The 12,464-nt window shown below is 57.1% G+C and carries 28 protein-coding genes and 1 pseudogene; 14 read left to right on the top strand and 15 right to left on the bottom strand.

Annotation, left to right across the window (positions count from 1 at the left end):
• Positions 1–24: 24 nt before the first annotated feature.
• From SynA1524_RS07375 to SynA1524_RS07350, 7 genes are all read right to left on the bottom strand, one after another.
• Complete coding sequence (locus SynA1524_RS07375) at positions 25–210, bottom strand: PM-15 family protein (protein ID WP_186496419.1); 186 nt, start codon at positions 208–210, stop codon at positions 25–27.
• 116 nt (positions 211–326) lie between these two features.
• Positions 327–491: a hypothetical protein gene (locus SynA1524_RS07370; protein WP_186496417.1), complete on the bottom strand. Its 165-nt coding sequence runs from the start codon at positions 489–491 to the stop codon at positions 327–329.
• Between the two features lie 56 nt (positions 492–547).
• Positions 548–982: a nuclear transport factor 2 family protein gene (locus SynA1524_RS07365; protein WP_186496415.1), complete on the bottom strand. Its 435-nt coding sequence runs from the start codon at positions 980–982 to the stop codon at positions 548–550.
• 3 nt (positions 983–985) lie between these two features.
• Positions 986–1,855: a DUF481 domain-containing protein gene (locus SynA1524_RS07360; RefSeq protein WP_222930476.1), complete on the bottom strand. Its 870-nt coding sequence runs from the start codon at positions 1,853–1,855 to the stop codon at positions 986–988.
• Between the two features lie 32 nt (positions 1,856–1,887).
• Entirely contained in the window at positions 1,888–2,013 is a 126-nt protein-coding gene (locus tag SynA1524_RS13045) for a hypothetical protein (protein WP_286188524.1), read from the bottom strand.
• Positions 2,014–2,092: 79 nt separating this feature from the next.
• Entirely contained in the window at positions 2,093–2,362 is a 270-nt protein-coding gene (locus tag SynA1524_RS07355; RefSeq protein ID WP_011128324.1) for a hypothetical protein, read from the bottom strand.
• A 43-nt stretch (positions 2,363–2,405) separates the two neighbouring features.
• The gene (locus SynA1524_RS07350) at positions 2,406–2,933 is read right to left on the bottom strand and encodes a DUF1993 domain-containing protein (RefSeq protein ID WP_186499565.1); all 528 of its coding nucleotides are present in this window, start codon (positions 2,931–2,933) and stop codon (positions 2,406–2,408) included.
• Between the two features lie 56 nt (positions 2,934–2,989).
• On the opposite strand from SynA1524_RS07350, the gene SynA1524_RS07345 reads away from it, so the two are divergent.
• The gene (locus SynA1524_RS07345) at positions 2,990–3,238 is read left to right on the top strand and encodes a hypothetical protein (protein WP_186496411.1); all 249 of its coding nucleotides are present in this window, start codon (positions 2,990–2,992) and stop codon (positions 3,236–3,238) included.
• Here the strand turns inward: SynA1524_RS07345 and SynA1524_RS07340 are convergent.
• Positions 3,206–3,982: a sulfite exporter TauE/SafE family protein gene (locus SynA1524_RS07340; RefSeq protein ID WP_186496409.1), complete on the bottom strand. Its 777-nt coding sequence runs from the start codon at positions 3,980–3,982 to the stop codon at positions 3,206–3,208. The genes SynA1524_RS07345 and SynA1524_RS07340 overlap by 33 nt on opposite strands.
• Positions 3,983–4,480: a hypothetical protein gene (locus SynA1524_RS07335; protein ID WP_186496407.1), complete on the bottom strand. Its 498-nt coding sequence runs from the start codon at positions 4,478–4,480 to the stop codon at positions 3,983–3,985.
• Positions 4,481–4,556: 76 nt separating this feature from the next.
• Here SynA1524_RS07335 and SynA1524_RS07330 point away from each other — a divergent pair, with 76 nt between their 5' ends.
• The 7 genes and pseudogenes from SynA1524_RS07330 (at position 4,557) to SynA1524_RS07300 (ending at position 7,636) form a co-directional block, all read left to right on the top strand.
• Positions 4,557–4,727 (top strand): PM-15 family protein, encoded by a 171-nt coding sequence (locus tag SynA1524_RS07330; protein ID WP_222930475.1) that lies wholly within the window; start codon positions 4,557–4,559, stop codon positions 4,725–4,727.
• A complete protein-coding gene (locus tag SynA1524_RS07325; RefSeq protein ID WP_502707893.1) occupies positions 4,717–5,226 on the top strand; it encodes a hypothetical protein in 510 nt (169 codons plus the stop codon). The genes SynA1524_RS07330 and SynA1524_RS07325 overlap by 11 nt, the downstream gene beginning before the upstream one ends.
• Positions 5,227–5,577: 351 nt before the next feature.
• Positions 5,578–5,796 carry a CP12 domain-containing protein gene (locus tag SynA1524_RS07320; RefSeq protein ID WP_011128318.1) on the top strand — a complete coding sequence of 73 codons (219 nt, stop codon included), beginning with the start codon at positions 5,578–5,580 and terminating at the stop codon, positions 5,794–5,796.
• Positions 5,797–5,827: 31 nt separating this feature from the next.
• Positions 5,828–6,145 carry a DUF3303 domain-containing protein gene (locus tag SynA1524_RS07315; protein ID WP_186496403.1) on the top strand — a complete coding sequence of 106 codons (318 nt, stop codon included), beginning with the start codon at positions 5,828–5,830 and terminating at the stop codon, positions 6,143–6,145.
• A gap of 97 nt (positions 6,146–6,242) precedes the next feature.
• Entirely contained in the window at positions 6,243–6,743 is a 501-nt protein-coding gene (locus SynA1524_RS07310; RefSeq protein ID WP_186496401.1) for a DoxX family protein, read from the top strand.
• 7 nt (positions 6,744–6,750) lie between these two features.
• Positions 6,751–7,389: pseudogene (locus SynA1524_RS12900) on the top strand (alpha/beta family hydrolase).
• 43 nt (positions 7,390–7,432) lie between these two features.
• On the top strand, positions 7,433–7,636 hold the full coding sequence (locus SynA1524_RS07300) for a chlorophyll a/b-binding protein (protein WP_186496399.1): 204 nt from the start codon (positions 7,433–7,435) through the stop codon (positions 7,634–7,636).
• Between the two features lie 166 nt (positions 7,637–7,802).
• On the opposite strand, the gene SynA1524_RS07295 is transcribed toward SynA1524_RS07300, so the two are convergent.
• Positions 7,803–7,973, bottom strand: a complete 171-nt coding sequence (locus tag SynA1524_RS07295) for a hypothetical protein (RefSeq protein ID WP_186496397.1) — start codon at positions 7,971–7,973, stop codon at positions 7,803–7,805.
• Between the two features lie 86 nt (positions 7,974–8,059).
• Here SynA1524_RS07295 and SynA1524_RS07290 point away from each other — a divergent pair, with 86 nt between their 5' ends.
• The 4 genes from SynA1524_RS07290 (at position 8,060) to SynA1524_RS07275 (ending at position 9,089) form a co-directional block, all read left to right on the top strand.
• On the top strand, positions 8,060–8,215 hold the full coding sequence (locus tag SynA1524_RS07290) for a hypothetical protein (RefSeq protein WP_186496395.1): 156 nt from the start codon (positions 8,060–8,062) through the stop codon (positions 8,213–8,215).
• A gap of 9 nt (positions 8,216–8,224) precedes the next feature.
• The gene (locus SynA1524_RS07285; RefSeq protein ID WP_186496393.1) at positions 8,225–8,401 is read left to right on the top strand and encodes a DUF8681 family protein; all 177 of its coding nucleotides are present in this window, start codon (positions 8,225–8,227) and stop codon (positions 8,399–8,401) included.
• 83 nt (positions 8,402–8,484) lie between these two features.
• The gene (locus SynA1524_RS07280) at positions 8,485–8,781 is read left to right on the top strand and encodes a hypothetical protein (protein ID WP_186496391.1); all 297 of its coding nucleotides are present in this window, start codon (positions 8,485–8,487) and stop codon (positions 8,779–8,781) included.
• Complete coding sequence (locus SynA1524_RS07275) at positions 8,781–9,089, top strand: hypothetical protein (protein ID WP_186496389.1); 309 nt, start codon at positions 8,781–8,783, stop codon at positions 9,087–9,089. The genes SynA1524_RS07280 and SynA1524_RS07275 overlap by 1 nt, the downstream gene beginning before the upstream one ends.
• Here the strand turns inward: SynA1524_RS07275 and SynA1524_RS07270 are convergent.
• The 3 genes from SynA1524_RS07270 to rpsU all read right to left on the bottom strand — a co-directional run bounded on the left by SynA1524_RS07270 (position 9,053) and on the right by rpsU (position 10,287).
• Entirely contained in the window at positions 9,053–9,715 is a 663-nt protein-coding gene (locus SynA1524_RS07270; protein WP_186496387.1) for a hypothetical protein, read from the bottom strand. The two genes, SynA1524_RS07275 and SynA1524_RS07270, sit on opposite strands and share 37 nt — an antisense overlap.
• Positions 9,716–9,718: 3 nt before the next feature.
• On the bottom strand, positions 9,719–9,961 hold the full coding sequence (locus SynA1524_RS07265; protein ID WP_186496385.1) for a hypothetical protein: 243 nt from the start codon (positions 9,959–9,961) through the stop codon (positions 9,719–9,721).
• A 149-nt stretch (positions 9,962–10,110) separates the two neighbouring features.
• A complete protein-coding gene (rpsU, locus tag SynA1524_RS07260; RefSeq protein ID WP_009790002.1) occupies positions 10,111–10,287 on the bottom strand; it encodes a 30S ribosomal protein S21 in 177 nt (58 codons plus the stop codon).
• Between the two features lie 73 nt (positions 10,288–10,360).
• On the opposite strand from rpsU, the gene SynA1524_RS07255 reads away from it, so the two are divergent.
• The gene (locus SynA1524_RS07255; protein ID WP_286188521.1) at positions 10,361–10,558 is read left to right on the top strand and encodes a hypothetical protein; all 198 of its coding nucleotides are present in this window, start codon (positions 10,361–10,363) and stop codon (positions 10,556–10,558) included.
• A gap of 225 nt (positions 10,559–10,783) precedes the next feature.
• On the opposite strand, the gene SynA1524_RS07245 is transcribed toward SynA1524_RS07255, so the two are convergent.
• Together SynA1524_RS07245 and SynA1524_RS07240 are read right to left on the bottom strand one after the other, a co-directional pair.
• A complete protein-coding gene (locus tag SynA1524_RS07245) occupies positions 10,784–11,098 on the bottom strand; it encodes a hypothetical protein (RefSeq protein WP_186496379.1) in 315 nt (104 codons plus the stop codon).
• 326 nt (positions 11,099–11,424) lie between these two features.
• Positions 11,425–11,922: an early protein (E6) gene (locus tag SynA1524_RS07240; RefSeq protein WP_186499564.1), complete on the bottom strand. Its 498-nt coding sequence runs from the start codon at positions 11,920–11,922 to the stop codon at positions 11,425–11,427.
• A gap of 83 nt (positions 11,923–12,005) precedes the next feature.
• On the opposite strand from SynA1524_RS07240, the gene SynA1524_RS07235 reads away from it, so the two are divergent.
• Positions 12,006–12,431 (top strand): cupin domain-containing protein, encoded by a 426-nt coding sequence (locus tag SynA1524_RS07235; protein WP_186496377.1) that lies wholly within the window; start codon positions 12,006–12,008, stop codon positions 12,429–12,431.
• Positions 12,432–12,464 lie beyond the last annotated feature (33 nt).

Genomic DNA, 12,464 nt, shown 5'->3' with positions numbered 1-12,464 from the left:
TCACCCTGTTCGACGTTGTTGGGCTTAGTTGTTCAAAGGCATCCGGCACCCCAATTGGATGCTTCCTTCATCGATCAGTCGTCCCAGCCGCAGGGCGACCGCTTCTTCTGTTCGACTGAACTGAGCTTGATGGTCTGTGATCCAGGTCATCTCACCGTTGGTGATCACACCGCTTGACATCGCTTCGAGGAATAGCTGACCGAGGGTCATTTCACTACTGCGGGTACACAGACCTTGGATGGGCTGCTGGTCGCTTGCATGACCTGCTTAAATTTCTTCACGCCAGTGCCGCCGACCAATGGGCCTGCGGCGGCAGGGCTGTTGGTTCAGTCAGGCAAAAGGTCTGACGAAAGAATGGTCTGGATGTAATCATTAATCTCGGATTCTGCTCGCAGGTTGAACCGCTCAGCAGCCTGCTCGTTGAGCCACTGCTCGGCATCAGCATCCCTGTCATCAATCCAGGCAATGATTTTGTCGAGCTCGTGATCCATCAAGTTGGGTTGGATCCAATCATCATGCCCCAATTTTTACTGCTTTGGGGGCAACGTCAAGACACAAAGCGTTTGTAGATCCAACGAACGAAAGGTCCAATAATCGGAACGGGGCCGAACGTTGGGCCAACAAAGTCAAAGTAGTCCCGGTGCTTGACAATTCGCCCGTCTTCCCCAAAGACAAGCCGGGTTGTGCCTGGGTAGATGAACTCCACACCTTTGATTTTGAGGCCCATCCGCCATTCCACAAAGGCCAGGTTCCCTGTCACAGCAACATGGCTTGTTTCCAGGAACACATCGTCGCATCGCTGGATCAAGCCTTCCTGCGCCTTGATATAAGCATCAACGCCCTGCCTTTCCTGGGTCGGATCGATGAAGTGCACGTCGTCGGCATAAACCGCTTTCCACTGCTCGGCTGTTGGCCCAGCTTCGCCATAGGGCTTGGTGAACAGTTGGCGTAGGGATTCAGAATAGAGGGGTGGCATCAACATGATTTAAAACTCGTAGCCCACCTGGCCAGTGATTCGGTTGTCACTTTCCGGTGTGCTCATGCTGTTGTAGATGGATGCGTAGCGTAAGGATGTGAACAGTCCGCTCGTGAACCTGGGGAAATATTTGAGCGTTGCTGTGAAGGTGTTCGTGGGTTTCACCTCGGAGGCGGCGATGGCTGAAAGGCTGTTTTCTAATTTCAACTGGAACGACTTGTGTGGAGACCAGCTGAGGTCTGCGATCAGGGTTCCGCCTCCATAGGCGTTGCCGCAGAATTCATTGCTATCACAATCTTTCCCGCCATTGCTCCAGTGAACTTTGGGGCCAAGGGATAATATTGCTTGGGTGGAGGTGTTGGTGATCAGGGGAAGTCCGATTCCGACTGATCCATCAAAAATATTGATCCCAGAATCGTTGAGACCATTGTATCGGTAGCCACTTTTTGCGTAGATCGTCAGCTTCTCGGTCAGTGACCGGTCGTAGCGGACGGAGGCCATCCCTTGATCCGTCTTGACCTCAGGTGATTTTCCCTTGTCTTTATTTTTTCCGTAATTCAAGCCAGCTTCAATTTTTAATTGATTTGATTTGTTTTTGTAGTTGCTGGTGCCGTTGATATTGGCTGAGAAGGTTCCATCGCCATCCTGATTTCCGGCATTCACTCCCGCGGAGATGGTTGATGTCCATTTGGGCGTCTTCTTGGCAGGCTGTATGGCGTCCTGGCTCACTTCCAGTCGTCCGAGCTGGGGATGCATCAGCACCTTCAGCGCCTCGGTGCTCTCCTCTTGGATCAGTTCGCCATTGATGGTGTCACCGTTTTTGAGTTTGAGCTGAATTGTTTCAGCACGCACAGCTGAACCCGTCAGCAACGACAGCAACAGCGTGGCTTGAAAAGAACGAACAACACTTATCAACTGAAGAAACCTTTGGATTCCAGCCACAAGCTAATGGCGATCAGAGGGCCAAGGCCAGCGATGAGCACCGTGATCTTCAGGCGAAGGGGCGAAACCTGAGGTTTGTTGTGCCGGAGGGGCATGGGTCGATCCGAATGTCCTGATTATCCCCTAATCAAAAAAAATCAGCGGATTGTTCGTGCGGGTGTCGGCCGCCCGATGTCAGAGCTCGTAGTCCGCTTCGAACTGATCGATGAGGCCCTTGTAAAGAGCCAGTAAACCTTCGGTTTCCTCGCAGAAGCCATCGGTGGTGTATTTGGCCACAAGATTCACCACCGCTGAACGCACCTGGCCGAAGGCTTCCAGGTACTCCCCTTGGATGTCTTCGTCGCGGATGTCGTTGATCAGCGCAGAGATCAGCTCGATCTTGCGCTTGGCGGCTGCCATGTCGGCTTCCATTTCCTTGTTGAGCTTCCGGCGCTTCTTCGGCATCTCCTCGTCTGTAGCTGCGTGAGATTACGGGAGCAGCTGCCCCTCAAGGAGCCTCTTCGCCAAGGAGGTAATCGAACTTTCCGATCGGCACACCGTTGTGCCGCAGGATGGCAAAGGCGGTGCTCACGTGGAAATAAGCATTCGGAAGCACGAAGGACCGGAGAAAGTCCTCACCTTCAAAGACACGCTCACCCCCTCCCATGCTTGCTGGGATGGGGAGTCGGATCTGCCTCCGTTCGGCCCCATCAAGGTCGACGGGATCAACGCCTTCCATGAAACTGATGCTTCTGCTGATCCGCTCGAGCAGCTGTTCCACGCTCGTTTCGTTGTCGTCCATCACAGGTGCCTCGCAACCGGCGAGTCGGGCCACGCCGCGACGGGAGATGTCCGTTGCGATCTGCACCTGACGGGTGCAGTCGAACATGTCCGGGTAAAGGCGGCTCGTCAGCAACACCTCAATGGGGAAGCCACTCTCCTTGGCGTGGACTTCGGCCCGTTTCAGCAGATGGCTGAGGTTGCTGAGGTTCTTCACCAGGGGTGGAACCAGGGCAGCGTGGAAGGAGCGCGACAACGGGGTCTGGCGCATGGGCTTTCTTCTTTAGCCTCTTCGCAGCAGTGATGACCAGCATGAACAAGACATGGCGAGGGATCACCTACGTGTCGGTATGGGTGGTGATCTGGGGCACCGTCGCCTCTCTGATGGACTGGATGCTGTTGACCGGTGAGGTGTACGAGACCGGCACGTCCGGCCAGGCCGTCACCTTCATCGGCTACGGAGCCGCCACCGTGGTGATGGCCACGCGCTATGCCGGCCGCTTTCTTGCTCCAGATGCTGAACAGAGTTCACATGGACCCGAAGGCTCTGATCAGCAGTGAAGCGCCCATGAGCAGGGCCAGAGCTTCAAAAGCCCGTTTCACCATTCCGCTTCCCCTCACCAACGACAGGTGTGCTCCGAGGTAGCCCCCGATCAGGGATCCCGCGATCAATGCTGGCAACCACGCCCAGTGGATCTCACCGCTGAATCCAAGCACCAGGGCACCGCTGCCGTTCCATCCCAGACCCACGAGGATCAGCGTGTGGGCAACGGCTCGTGAGTAGCTCAATCCAAACCAGCGGACCAACCAAAGAGTCACGAACAGCCCAGTCCCTGATGTGAGGGATCCGTTGAGGATTCCGATCCCAAACAGCACTGCCGCCCCGATACCAACCGTTTGTGTGTTCAAAGGCGCTGGGTTGTCCGTTCGGCCCAATTCAGACCGCCGCGCTGAATACACACCAAGGCCCAGTGTGAGCAATCCCAGTGCTGCCGTAGCGAATCGGTCTGGGATGGCCAGAACAGCATTGGCACCCAGCCACACACCGGGTAAACCAGCCAGCAGGATCAAGCCGGAGAGGCTGCGGTTCAGGCTGCTGGCCCGCCAGTGCCGTCCTGCAGCCCCAATCCCTAAGGCAACACTGGCCACTTTGTGGGTGGCGAGAGCCGAGGCGAAGGGGAGCCCAAGCAGGATCAGTGCCGGTAACTGCACCAGTCCTGCCCCGCCCCCGGCAAATGCCGATAAAGCATTGGCGATCACCGCGATGACAGCGAGCCCAACCTGCAGCAGTGGATCAAAGCTCATTCACCCCTGGGTGAGGAACGCAATCGGCACTGAAAAGGTGACGATGGCATGGGGATCCCCCGGCAATATGGCCACGCAGGCGACCTCGCGGTCACTGTGGGCTTCGCGCGATTTCATCACGAAGTCCGTCGCGTCCTCCATGCTCCACATCGGTGCATCGCCCTGGCGCCGCTCCTCCTTGTAGGCCTGCCAGACCTCAGAAAAGGCATCGGCATCGGCCCCATCGTTGGACTCCTTCAGGGCCTGCTCCACGCCCACGGCCTCCATCCGTTCGAAGAATCGCCGCATCAGGGGATGACCGATGGTGGCGGATGCCCGCACCATCGAATTGATGGTGCCCACTGCGGTGACCATCAACTTCGGGGTGCTGCGCCTGGCATCGATCACACCCACGGGCAGGCTGAGATCCCAGTTGACACGACCACTCACCGCACAGGCCAGGTCGAACAGACCACCGGCGCACTGTTTGATCAAGCTCTGAATCTGGGAGCGTTCCATGGCGTTGTCGGTGTTGGCGGACGCCTACGGATCCTGTGCATTGTTGCCAGGATTGAATACTGACGACGTCGAAGAGATGTCCCTTGTCCAGATCTACCTGGATGCTGTCACCCATCAGGTGATCACCAGTGAGGAGCTTGCCTTCATGGCGGGCAATCACGATCACTTCGATCGCACCGAGCAGAAGCTCAGCGCACGGCTGGAACAGTTGATCAGCGTCGGGAGCATCAGTGTCGGTGCCCGTTGAGTCCTTACTCGGCTCTCCAGCCGCAACGCTTCAGCCGATCCGCCCCGACGATCCACGCTTTTCCAGCTGCGGAACCCTGCTGCTGCCGCAGGACGATCCCTCACCCTTCGGCCCCCAGGACGCCGAGCTTCATTTCGATGCAGACGGCCATCCACGGTTTTACCTGATGCGTCTCCGGCGCAGGCCACCTGTGTTGGCAGCTATGACCTCCCACCAGCGGGTGAGTCAATGTCTGGGGTCAGCCGATGCTCAGGCGTGGTGGCTGGCTGTGGCTCCTCCAGGCCCGCCCCGGGCTGATGGCTCGATTGCGTCTGATCAGGTGTTGCTGATGAAGATGCTTCCGGGGGAGGGGGTCAAGCTGCATCCAGGCACCTGGCATGCCGGTCCATTTCTCAACACCGCATCCGCTTTGTTTTTCAATCTCGAATTGCGGACCACCAATGAAGATGATCACAACTGCCGGTCGGTGGACCAGCCACGCCCTCTGGCTTTGATCTGACAATCCTCAGGGCATCGCAACCACGCCGGACCAGCTCTGCATAACATCAGGGGCACCCTGAGTGAGTGCTGACACGGCAGTGGCAGATCCGATGGCGATCCCGGCCACGAGTCCGAGGCCAAACAAAATGGCTCCCGTCAGCACGACCCGTTCATTGAGATGCATAGGAGCTCTGTTTTGTCAAACCGACTCTCCATGCTTTGCGCCGACCTGGCTACTGATGTGTCACAGGACTTGATCGCAAACCAGGCTTCGACGATGTGTGCTTTCGCCGATAAAAGTAGAAATACTCACTGATTCAACGGTGGTTGCCCCGCTACGACGCAGTGGTTGGCAGGCCTGACCTGAACCATGAAAACCATCGACGAACACATCCAGAAGGATCAGGAAGAGTTCCTGAAAGCCCTTTCGGAGCACAACGACGGAAAGGTGCGCCACCTCACCGAAGAGCTGCAGTGGTTGCTGGACCACAAGAAGCAATTTCCGAACGACAGCCACGATCCGTCACCGCTCGAGCTGTTCTGTGAGCAGAACCCAGACGAGCCCGAGTGCCTCGTCTACGACGACTGAATCAGATCTTTTTTCTTGCTTCTCAATAACCATGCAGTACTACGTCTGCAACGGGCAGGTCCCGACTGAAACGCAGGACGAGGGCTACACCGCCTTCATCGAATACATGGACTCCGGCGCTGAGGGCGACAAGTTCGACGGGTTCGAACTGGTGGCTCGTCTGCACATGCCTGAGTCCGGACGGGTTTGCGTGATCTGCAAGGCCGCCGATGCCAAGGCCTTGTTCCGGCATTTCATGTTCTGGCGTTCCATGTTCGGACTTGACTTCGAATACGCACCGGCCCTCACCTGCGCTGAGATGGTCGAGATGCAGAAGGAGCACAACGAGAAGCTGGACGACGTCGACTGACGGCTAGGTAAAAACACTCAATCGCGCCCCTATCCCTTTGATTTCGCGCGGTTGAACATGAAAGTTCATTAATTTTCATGTGTCTATGTTCGGTCCGATGATCCGTCTCGTCCTGACTCGTGCCATCGCGGCCGATCTTGGTCTGCTGTTTCTTCGCGTATTCACTGGATCGTTGTTGATCCATCATGGTTACGAAAAACTGGCCAATATCGAGAATTTCGCAGATGCGTTTGTTCGCCCTCTGCATCTTCCCTTCCCCATTCTTCTGTCATACGTGGCGGCCTTCTCCGAGGTCATCGGTAGCTGGCTGCTGATCACCGGTTTGCTGACCCGTATGGGGGCCATGGCAATTGCCGGAACGATCACCGTGGCGATTTACCACGCCATCGTCACTGCTGGTTTCAACATCTATTTGTTGGAACTTCTGGGCCTCTATTTCGCTGCCGCCATCGCAGTGTTGGCTTGTGGTCCTGGGCTGTTCTCCATCGACGAGTTGATTGCCCGTCGTTTTGACGCGCCTGCCGCTGACTCCAAAGAGACCTTGGAAGCTCTCGCAGCAAAAACTCCTGCCATGACCGAGGCTGCTGCAACGCGTTGAAGGCTCAATGCCTGTCGACTTGATGACTACGGGTCCCGTCCATGCGTCGGGATCCTTGCTGTTGGCACATGGGGCTGTAGTTGACTCTCAATCCCCGTTCATGCAAGCCATGGCCGATGGTCTTGGGCAGCTGAACCGGCGGGTTCACCGTTTTGACTTCCCGTAAACGGCCAGACGGCGTCTGACCGGGCAGAAGACTCTTCCTGATCGGCCTGATGTGTTGCTGAAAGCTTTCAAGGAAGCTGTTGATCAGCTGGGTCAAGGTCGGCCATTGGTGATTGGAGGGAAGTCGATGGGGGGACGGATCGCCAGTCTGCTCCTGGATGAGCTGCATGCCAGTTCAACTGTTGCGGCAGGTGTTTGCCTCGGTTACCCATTCCATCCTCTGGGCAAGCCTGCTCAGCTGCGCACCCAGCATTTGATCGACCTGTCAGCCCCCTGTCTGATTGTTCAGGGCGAGCGTGATGCGATGGGGCGACAGGACGAAGTGGAGGGGTATTCCCTGAGCTCGGCGGTGACGTTGCAGTGGATCCCCGACGGAGATCACAGTTTTTCGCCGCGAAAGCGTTCTGGCCGAACTGAGGAACAGAACTTGAACCTGGCGGTTCAGCATGTTCACGCGTTTCTGGCTTCGGTCTGTTGCTGAGGAAGTCAAGAAGGCGTAACATTGTTTCACTTTTAGTTGAGAGATGTCCGACTCCGCCTCCAAGACTCGTGATGACTGGTATCAGGACGCTGCTCGTGCGCAGATTTCATCGGAGCGCATGAACCGTGCCGAACTGCTCAATGGCCGTATTGCCATGTTGGGTTTTCTGATCGGCCTGCTCACCGAGCTGATCACCGGACAAGGGATCGTCAGCCAAATCGGCTTCGGATTGCTGGGCATCGGCTGAAGCATCCCTTGCATCCAGCTGTCACGGTGACAGTTGACGCGCCTCCACTCTCGTTCTTTCAGCGCCCTCGTTGGTTCGCGAACGTTCATTTGTGAGGAGGCAAACCGGTGTGGAAACAAGGTCACACACCGGTGTGCCCAGATCCTGCCTTCGGCGGGGTCTTTTTTTATCGCTGCAGACGTCCCCGTAGCCACCATGCAGCCCCTGCCAGCAGCAGCCAGGGCAGCGGCAGCTTCAGCACAAGCAGCAACACCAGAACTCCGATGCCGAGAGCCAAGCGACGGGTCTGCTGTCGGGCCTGGGGTGTCATGTATCGCCAGCGCGGAATCAGCGGCATGGGTGTCGAGAACGCTGACTGAGGTTCGCATTCCCTCATTCGTGGAGCCAGTCACGGCAGAATCAGAGGGTTGCCGTTGTCGCCCGATGAGAGAGGTCAGCCTTCTGGAGATGATCGGTCGCTCTCTGGCGAAAGTTGCAGCAGGAGCAGGCATTGCCGCTCTGCTGATCTGGCTCACTTACGTGATGTTGGATTTCGGGCACATGCAGTCGGGCTTCACGTTGCCGCAATCGAGGTATTGAGGCGTCAGCATGGATTGGAACAGTGCCACGGCAAGCTTGCTGGTGACCGGCACGCTGTTTGCTGCACTGCAACTCTGGTGGATCCGTTCGCTTGTGCGCCGCAACCGGCGACGTCGCGGCGCGGAGCCATTGAGTCAGCAGGATTTCCGGCAAGAGCTGGAGCGCATCTTCGGCAAGACCACCTGAGCGGTGCGGTGATCCCCATGCCGACCGAACTGGTCCTGTTCAAGACGTCTCCATAGGGTCGAGTCATCTCAGATCAATCGCTCATGAATCGAGACGACGCCCCCTCAATCCCCGACGCCCTCAGCCATCGGCAGCTGAACCAATGGCTTTCAACCGCCATGCAGGAATCTTCAACTCCTGCTGAGGAGGGCAATGACACACTTTCAGTAGAGCTCGAGTGCTGGGCGAATCACACCCGCTACCTGTTGCAACACATGGCCCAAGAAGGTGACGCCATCGGTTCAGGTCGATCACCGCAACAGGTGATGGCGCTTGGCAGTTTTCGCACGTATTTGATGCTCGGGTTGCAGGCTTTAGAGGCATCCCAACCAGGTCGTTGATGAAACAACTTCCCAGTCGAGCCACACCGCGTTGGCTTCAGCTGATCCTCACAGGTGTGCTGACGGCGGTTGCAACGATCTGGCTGGTCACGTTGCTGCCATTTCTGTTGTTGTTCAGCCTGGTCTTTGCTGCACTGTTGATTCCAGTGATGCGCAGACTCCGTCGTGAGATGGACGAGGCTGGATTTCACCCCGGGATGGACCAGTGGTCAGGGCGTCGACAGACCGTGGATGTGACGCCCTGGCACCAACAGCTGCGCAATGTGATGAATCAGCTGCTGAACAATTCGCCCACCATCGACCGGTAACGACCAAGCGAGGGACCAGCGTTGCGGGATCGTCTGGGTAAGGTGCGTCCCGGCACAAGGTGGTCCGGCGCGAATGTCCTCAGAGTGACCTCCGGTGCTTGGTTTTGATCATCAGCCAACTGCTGACGGATCGCGTCGGCGGTGGTGATGGTTGGGGCGACAGCCGGTTCCGTGACCACAGGCTTCGCAGGCGTGGCAGTGACCTTGGCCTTTTTGCTCCGCAGGGGCCAGAGAAACAGCAGACTGAAGACCAGGGCAGCGATCGATGTGATCGTGCCGGTGAGGCCGAGGGCAAGGCCTTTGAAATTCCAGGCAATGCCGGAGCCCGCTAGCCCAAAGGTTCCGATGGCTGCCAGGAGCAGACCTACCAGCGACACCTCAGGCAGCTGCAGGGAGAAGCCGTTGACTTTGGCTGGCTCACCATCAGCGGCTGGTTCCTGAACGGGCTCCGCCGGTAAGGGTCGCAGCAGTACAAGGCTGATGGCCAACAAGACCAGAGCGGTCACGGTGGCACTGAGACCCAGAGTTCTCCCCTGGAAATTCCAGAGAATTCCTCCCCCTGCCAAACCGGCAACACCAAGGGCGGATAGGCCGATTCCGCTGATCAATCCAAAACGTTGTGCCATGGGTCAGTTGCCCTCCTTGGATTGCGTGGCGGCGTAGGCCACGGCTCCGCCGGCCACAAGGGTGAGTAGGCCGGTGCTGATCAAAAATCCCACCAGCATCGCGAATCCGAGTACGGAGCCCAGCAGCGACATCTTGATTCGCAGGAGTTTTGATTTGATCAGGAGGACCAGCAACAGGCTGACCGTGGCCTTGAGACCGGCGATTTTTGCCGCACTGATCGGGCAGAACGGAGGAGGCAGGAACATCGGGTTCGGCCGAATCTCTGAAATTGGGTTGGAGTCTGGCGAAACCGATCAAGCTTTGTGACGCTGCCGCAGCGCTGTTCCCAATCCATGCAGCGCGAACAAAAAAGCGGGCACTCAGTCCCGCTGAACAATCTTGAGTTTGGCAGGCTTCAGCGGCGGCGGTTACGGGAGCGCTGCTTCAGCTTGCGCTTGTATTTCTCAACAGGAGTCTCGTGGTGGCGGATCCGACGCAGGTCGGAAAAGATGCCTGCCTTGGCCACAGAACGCTTGAACCGACGCAATGCGGATTCGATCCCTTCGTTTTCGCCGACTGTGACCTGACTCATCCGTTTCCCCGAGGGAGAGCAAAAAATGATCTTACCAGCCAGTCTTCCTTGTGAGTCATTCCTCCGCCCTGTCATGACAATGCTTGCCGAGCTTTCATTGAAGCGGGTTGCGCAATTCAGTACCGATGGCGACCCGGTCCTGATTCGGTGGCACAAGACGTTGATCAACGGCCTGATGCGGCGCACCGGGATGGGCCTGTACGGGCTGATGTGGCTGTCTTTCGCCAAAGGGGCGCTGATGACGACTCTGCTCTGGTGGTTGATCCGTTGATTTGATCAAGAAATCGCACGGATCCATGCCAATTGCTCAGCAGGCTGGGAGCCTCACGTCATGGGAATCACGCACTGCCCCCTCTGCATAGGGCTCGCTGTTCTGTCAGCGGTCCGTTTCATGGCTCATCTGACCATGGCTGTTCAACTAGAACGCCGACGGGCCTCCACCACAACCCATCCAGCATTGGTGCTGGGAACGGTGTTTGAGCTTTGAGGCACTGCCTCACGGATCAAGGGGATCCACCAGGCTCAGGTACGCGTCGTCGGCGTCCTGCATCGCCTGGTCGTCCTCGGGAAAGCTGCAGCCATACAAGAGATTGATGACGCGTCCGAGATCCATCTCTCGGTCGGCGATCTCCTGCCAAAGCCGTGCTGCCAACTGTCCGTCCGCCAGAACAAACTGCGCACTCACCAGTTGTCTGGTGAGGCTGAAATAGCTTTGTCGGTCGTTGCGCTGGCGGCACTCCTCCGTCGTACGGATCTGCCTCGAGGGCAGCAACCCATGGATGGCGGTGGATGCGGCTTTGAGCAGTTGCATGACTCCACAGACGTCGGTTCTTCAAGTGTGGATTGTCTGCATGTGCTGACAACGAGGCTTAATGCCTACGTCGCTGAAGACATGGCTTAAAAGTTAGGTATTTCGACGCAGCTCCGATCGACGGTGTCGTCGGCGACTGTTTGTAACGTAGTGTGAACTACGGTCATTAAAGACTGACTCTCTTGATGGAAATTCTTGTGATTGCAGCCGTTTTCATTCCTTTTTCTGCATTGGTGATGAACGCATTTGCGGGTGATTCAGAAGACGATTTCGACTTCCTCTGATGGAGTCCAAGCTCCTCGCATTGATGGCCTTTGGGGCGTCGGTCATGACGCTGTGGGCCTGGTTAGTGGCAAATCTCCCGCCGACGGGGTCTGACCCGAGCAAGCCTGACAACCCCCGTTGATCCGATAGGGCGCCAGATGGCCCCGCAGGCAGTGCGTGCCGCGGAAAAACAAGGTCTGGCCCAATTCTCTGGCATGGGCGTCGGTGAGGGGCAGCAACAACCATCGATCCGGAACAAGCCCTTTGAGCTGTTTCCGTTCACGCTTTGCCTGGACACGGCGGATCTTCTCTTCCTGATCGTTCTTGATACAGACACCTTCCACCTGGCGTTCACGGGCGCAGGTTTCACAGGCATCAACGATCGGCTTGCGACGGGCGATGTTCAGGGAAAGTTTGTCTCCAGGCACCTCCCGTTCCTTCCCGCAGATGCACTGGCACCACCAATAGGCATTGCCAGCCTTTGTTCGTCGCTCAGACGCCCGAACCACCGTGAGCTGTCCGTAGACCTCACCGATTCTGTTTCTGGGTGACGAAGGCATTGTGATGGTGTTGCTTGTGTTCGGCGCAGCACAGCGCTGAACGAGCCAATCCATTAGAAGCATTTTGCATCTGAACGATCGACATGCTCGGCATGTTTAACCAAAAACCTGAGGTCTGCAACGTGCTGGGTGACTCCATCACCCTTCGCCTCACCACCGAGCAGACCGACGGCAAGTACAGCGTGGCCGAATTCGCCACACCCGGTGGGGTGGGGCAGCCACCTCACACCCACGCCTGGGATGAAACCTATCTCGTGCTGGAAGGGGAGCTCAACCTCAATATCAATGGGGAGACCACCGTTGTGGGACAAGGTGGTTGCTATCAGGTCAAAGCTGGTGTTGTTCACGCCCCTACGCCGAATGGCGACTTCTGCCGCTACGTGATGGTGGGTCAGCCTGGCGGTGTCGAATCCGTGTTTAAGAGCCTGAAGGCCAACGAAAAGGATCTGAACGACATGGCCAAGGTGGTGGAGATTGTCACCAAGGAAGGCGTCAACATCGCCGGTTGATCCACCGCTCTCTCATTCATTCCTATCTCGTCA

The sequence above is a fragment of the Synechococcus sp. A15-24 genome, from assembly GCF_014280195.1.
GTDB lineage: Bacteria > Cyanobacteriota > Cyanobacteriia > PCC-6307 > Cyanobiaceae > Parasynechococcus.
Note: the sequence above shows the minus strand (reverse complement) of the source record. Positions and strands in the feature narration are given on the sequence as shown.

Bases quoted from the DNA above. Each gene is read 5' to 3' on its own strand.
- SynA1524_RS07245 (WP_186496379.1), bottom strand. From the start codon at position 11,098: ATGCAACTGCTCAAAGCCGCATCCACCGCCATCCATGGGTTGCTGCCC.
- SynA1524_RS07365 (WP_186496415.1), bottom strand. From the start codon at position 982: ATGTTGATGCCACCCCTCTATTCTGAATCCCTACGCCAACTGTTCACC.
- SynA1524_RS07375 (WP_186496419.1), bottom strand. From the start codon at position 210: ATGACCCTCGGTCAGCTATTCCTCGAAGCGATGTCAAGCGGTGTGATC.
- SynA1524_RS07335 (WP_186496407.1), bottom strand. From the start codon at position 4,480: ATGGAACGCTCCCAGATTCAGAGCTTGATCAAACAGTGCGCCGGTGGT.
- SynA1524_RS07235 (WP_186496377.1), top strand. From the start codon at position 12,006: ATGCTCGGCATGTTTAACCAAAAACCTGAGGTCTGCAACGTGCTGGGT.
- SynA1524_RS07255 (WP_286188521.1), top strand. From the start codon at position 10,361: ATGACAATGCTTGCCGAGCTTTCATTGAAGCGGGTTGCGCAATTCAGT.
- SynA1524_RS07345 (WP_186496411.1), top strand. From the start codon at position 2,990: ATGAACAAGACATGGCGAGGGATCACCTACGTGTCGGTATGGGTGGTG.
- SynA1524_RS07280 (WP_186496391.1), top strand. From the start codon at position 8,485: ATGAATCGAGACGACGCCCCCTCAATCCCCGACGCCCTCAGCCATCGG.
- SynA1524_RS07310 (WP_186496401.1), top strand. From the start codon at position 6,243: ATGATCCGTCTCGTCCTGACTCGTGCCATCGCGGCCGATCTTGGTCTG.
- SynA1524_RS07240 (WP_186499564.1), bottom strand. From the start codon at position 11,922: ATGCCTTCGTCACCCAGAAACAGAATCGGTGAGGTCTACGGACAGCTC.
- SynA1524_RS07265 (WP_186496385.1), bottom strand. From the start codon at position 9,961: ATGTTCCTGCCTCCTCCGTTCTGCCCGATCAGTGCGGCAAAAATCGCC.
- SynA1524_RS07320 (WP_011128318.1), top strand. From the start codon at position 5,578: ATGAAAACCATCGACGAACACATCCAGAAGGATCAGGAAGAGTTCCTG.
- SynA1524_RS13045 (WP_286188524.1), bottom strand. From the start codon at position 2,013: ATGCCCCTCCGGCACAACAAACCTCAGGTTTCGCCCCTTCGCCTGAAG.
- SynA1524_RS07340 (WP_186496409.1), bottom strand. From the start codon at position 3,982: ATGAGCTTTGATCCACTGCTGCAGGTTGGGCTCGCTGTCATCGCGGTG.
- SynA1524_RS07315 (WP_186496403.1), top strand. From the start codon at position 5,828: ATGCAGTACTACGTCTGCAACGGGCAGGTCCCGACTGAAACGCAGGAC.
- SynA1524_RS07275 (WP_186496389.1), top strand. From the start codon at position 8,781: ATGAAACAACTTCCCAGTCGAGCCACACCGCGTTGGCTTCAGCTGATC.
- SynA1524_RS07285 (WP_186496393.1), top strand. From the start codon at position 8,225: ATGGATTGGAACAGTGCCACGGCAAGCTTGCTGGTGACCGGCACGCTG.
- SynA1524_RS07290 (WP_186496395.1), top strand. From the start codon at position 8,060: ATGAGAGAGGTCAGCCTTCTGGAGATGATCGGTCGCTCTCTGGCGAAA.
- SynA1524_RS07295 (WP_186496397.1), bottom strand. From the start codon at position 7,973: ATGCCGCTGATTCCGCGCTGGCGATACATGACACCCCAGGCCCGACAG.
- SynA1524_RS07270 (WP_186496387.1), bottom strand. From the start codon at position 9,715: ATGGCACAACGTTTTGGATTGATCAGCGGAATCGGCCTATCCGCCCTT.
- SynA1524_RS07370 (WP_186496417.1), bottom strand. From the start codon at position 491: ATGGATCACGAGCTCGACAAAATCATTGCCTGGATTGATGACAGGGAT.
- SynA1524_RS07355 (WP_011128324.1), bottom strand. From the start codon at position 2,362: ATGCCGAAGAAGCGCCGGAAGCTCAACAAGGAAATGGAAGCCGACATG.
- rpsU (WP_009790002.1), bottom strand. From the start codon at position 10,287: ATGAGTCAGGTCACAGTCGGCGAAAACGAAGGGATCGAATCCGCATTG.
- SynA1524_RS07300 (WP_186496399.1), top strand. From the start codon at position 7,433: ATGTCCGACTCCGCCTCCAAGACTCGTGATGACTGGTATCAGGACGCT.
- SynA1524_RS07330 (WP_222930475.1), top strand. From the start codon at position 4,557: ATGTCCCTTGTCCAGATCTACCTGGATGCTGTCACCCATCAGGTGATC.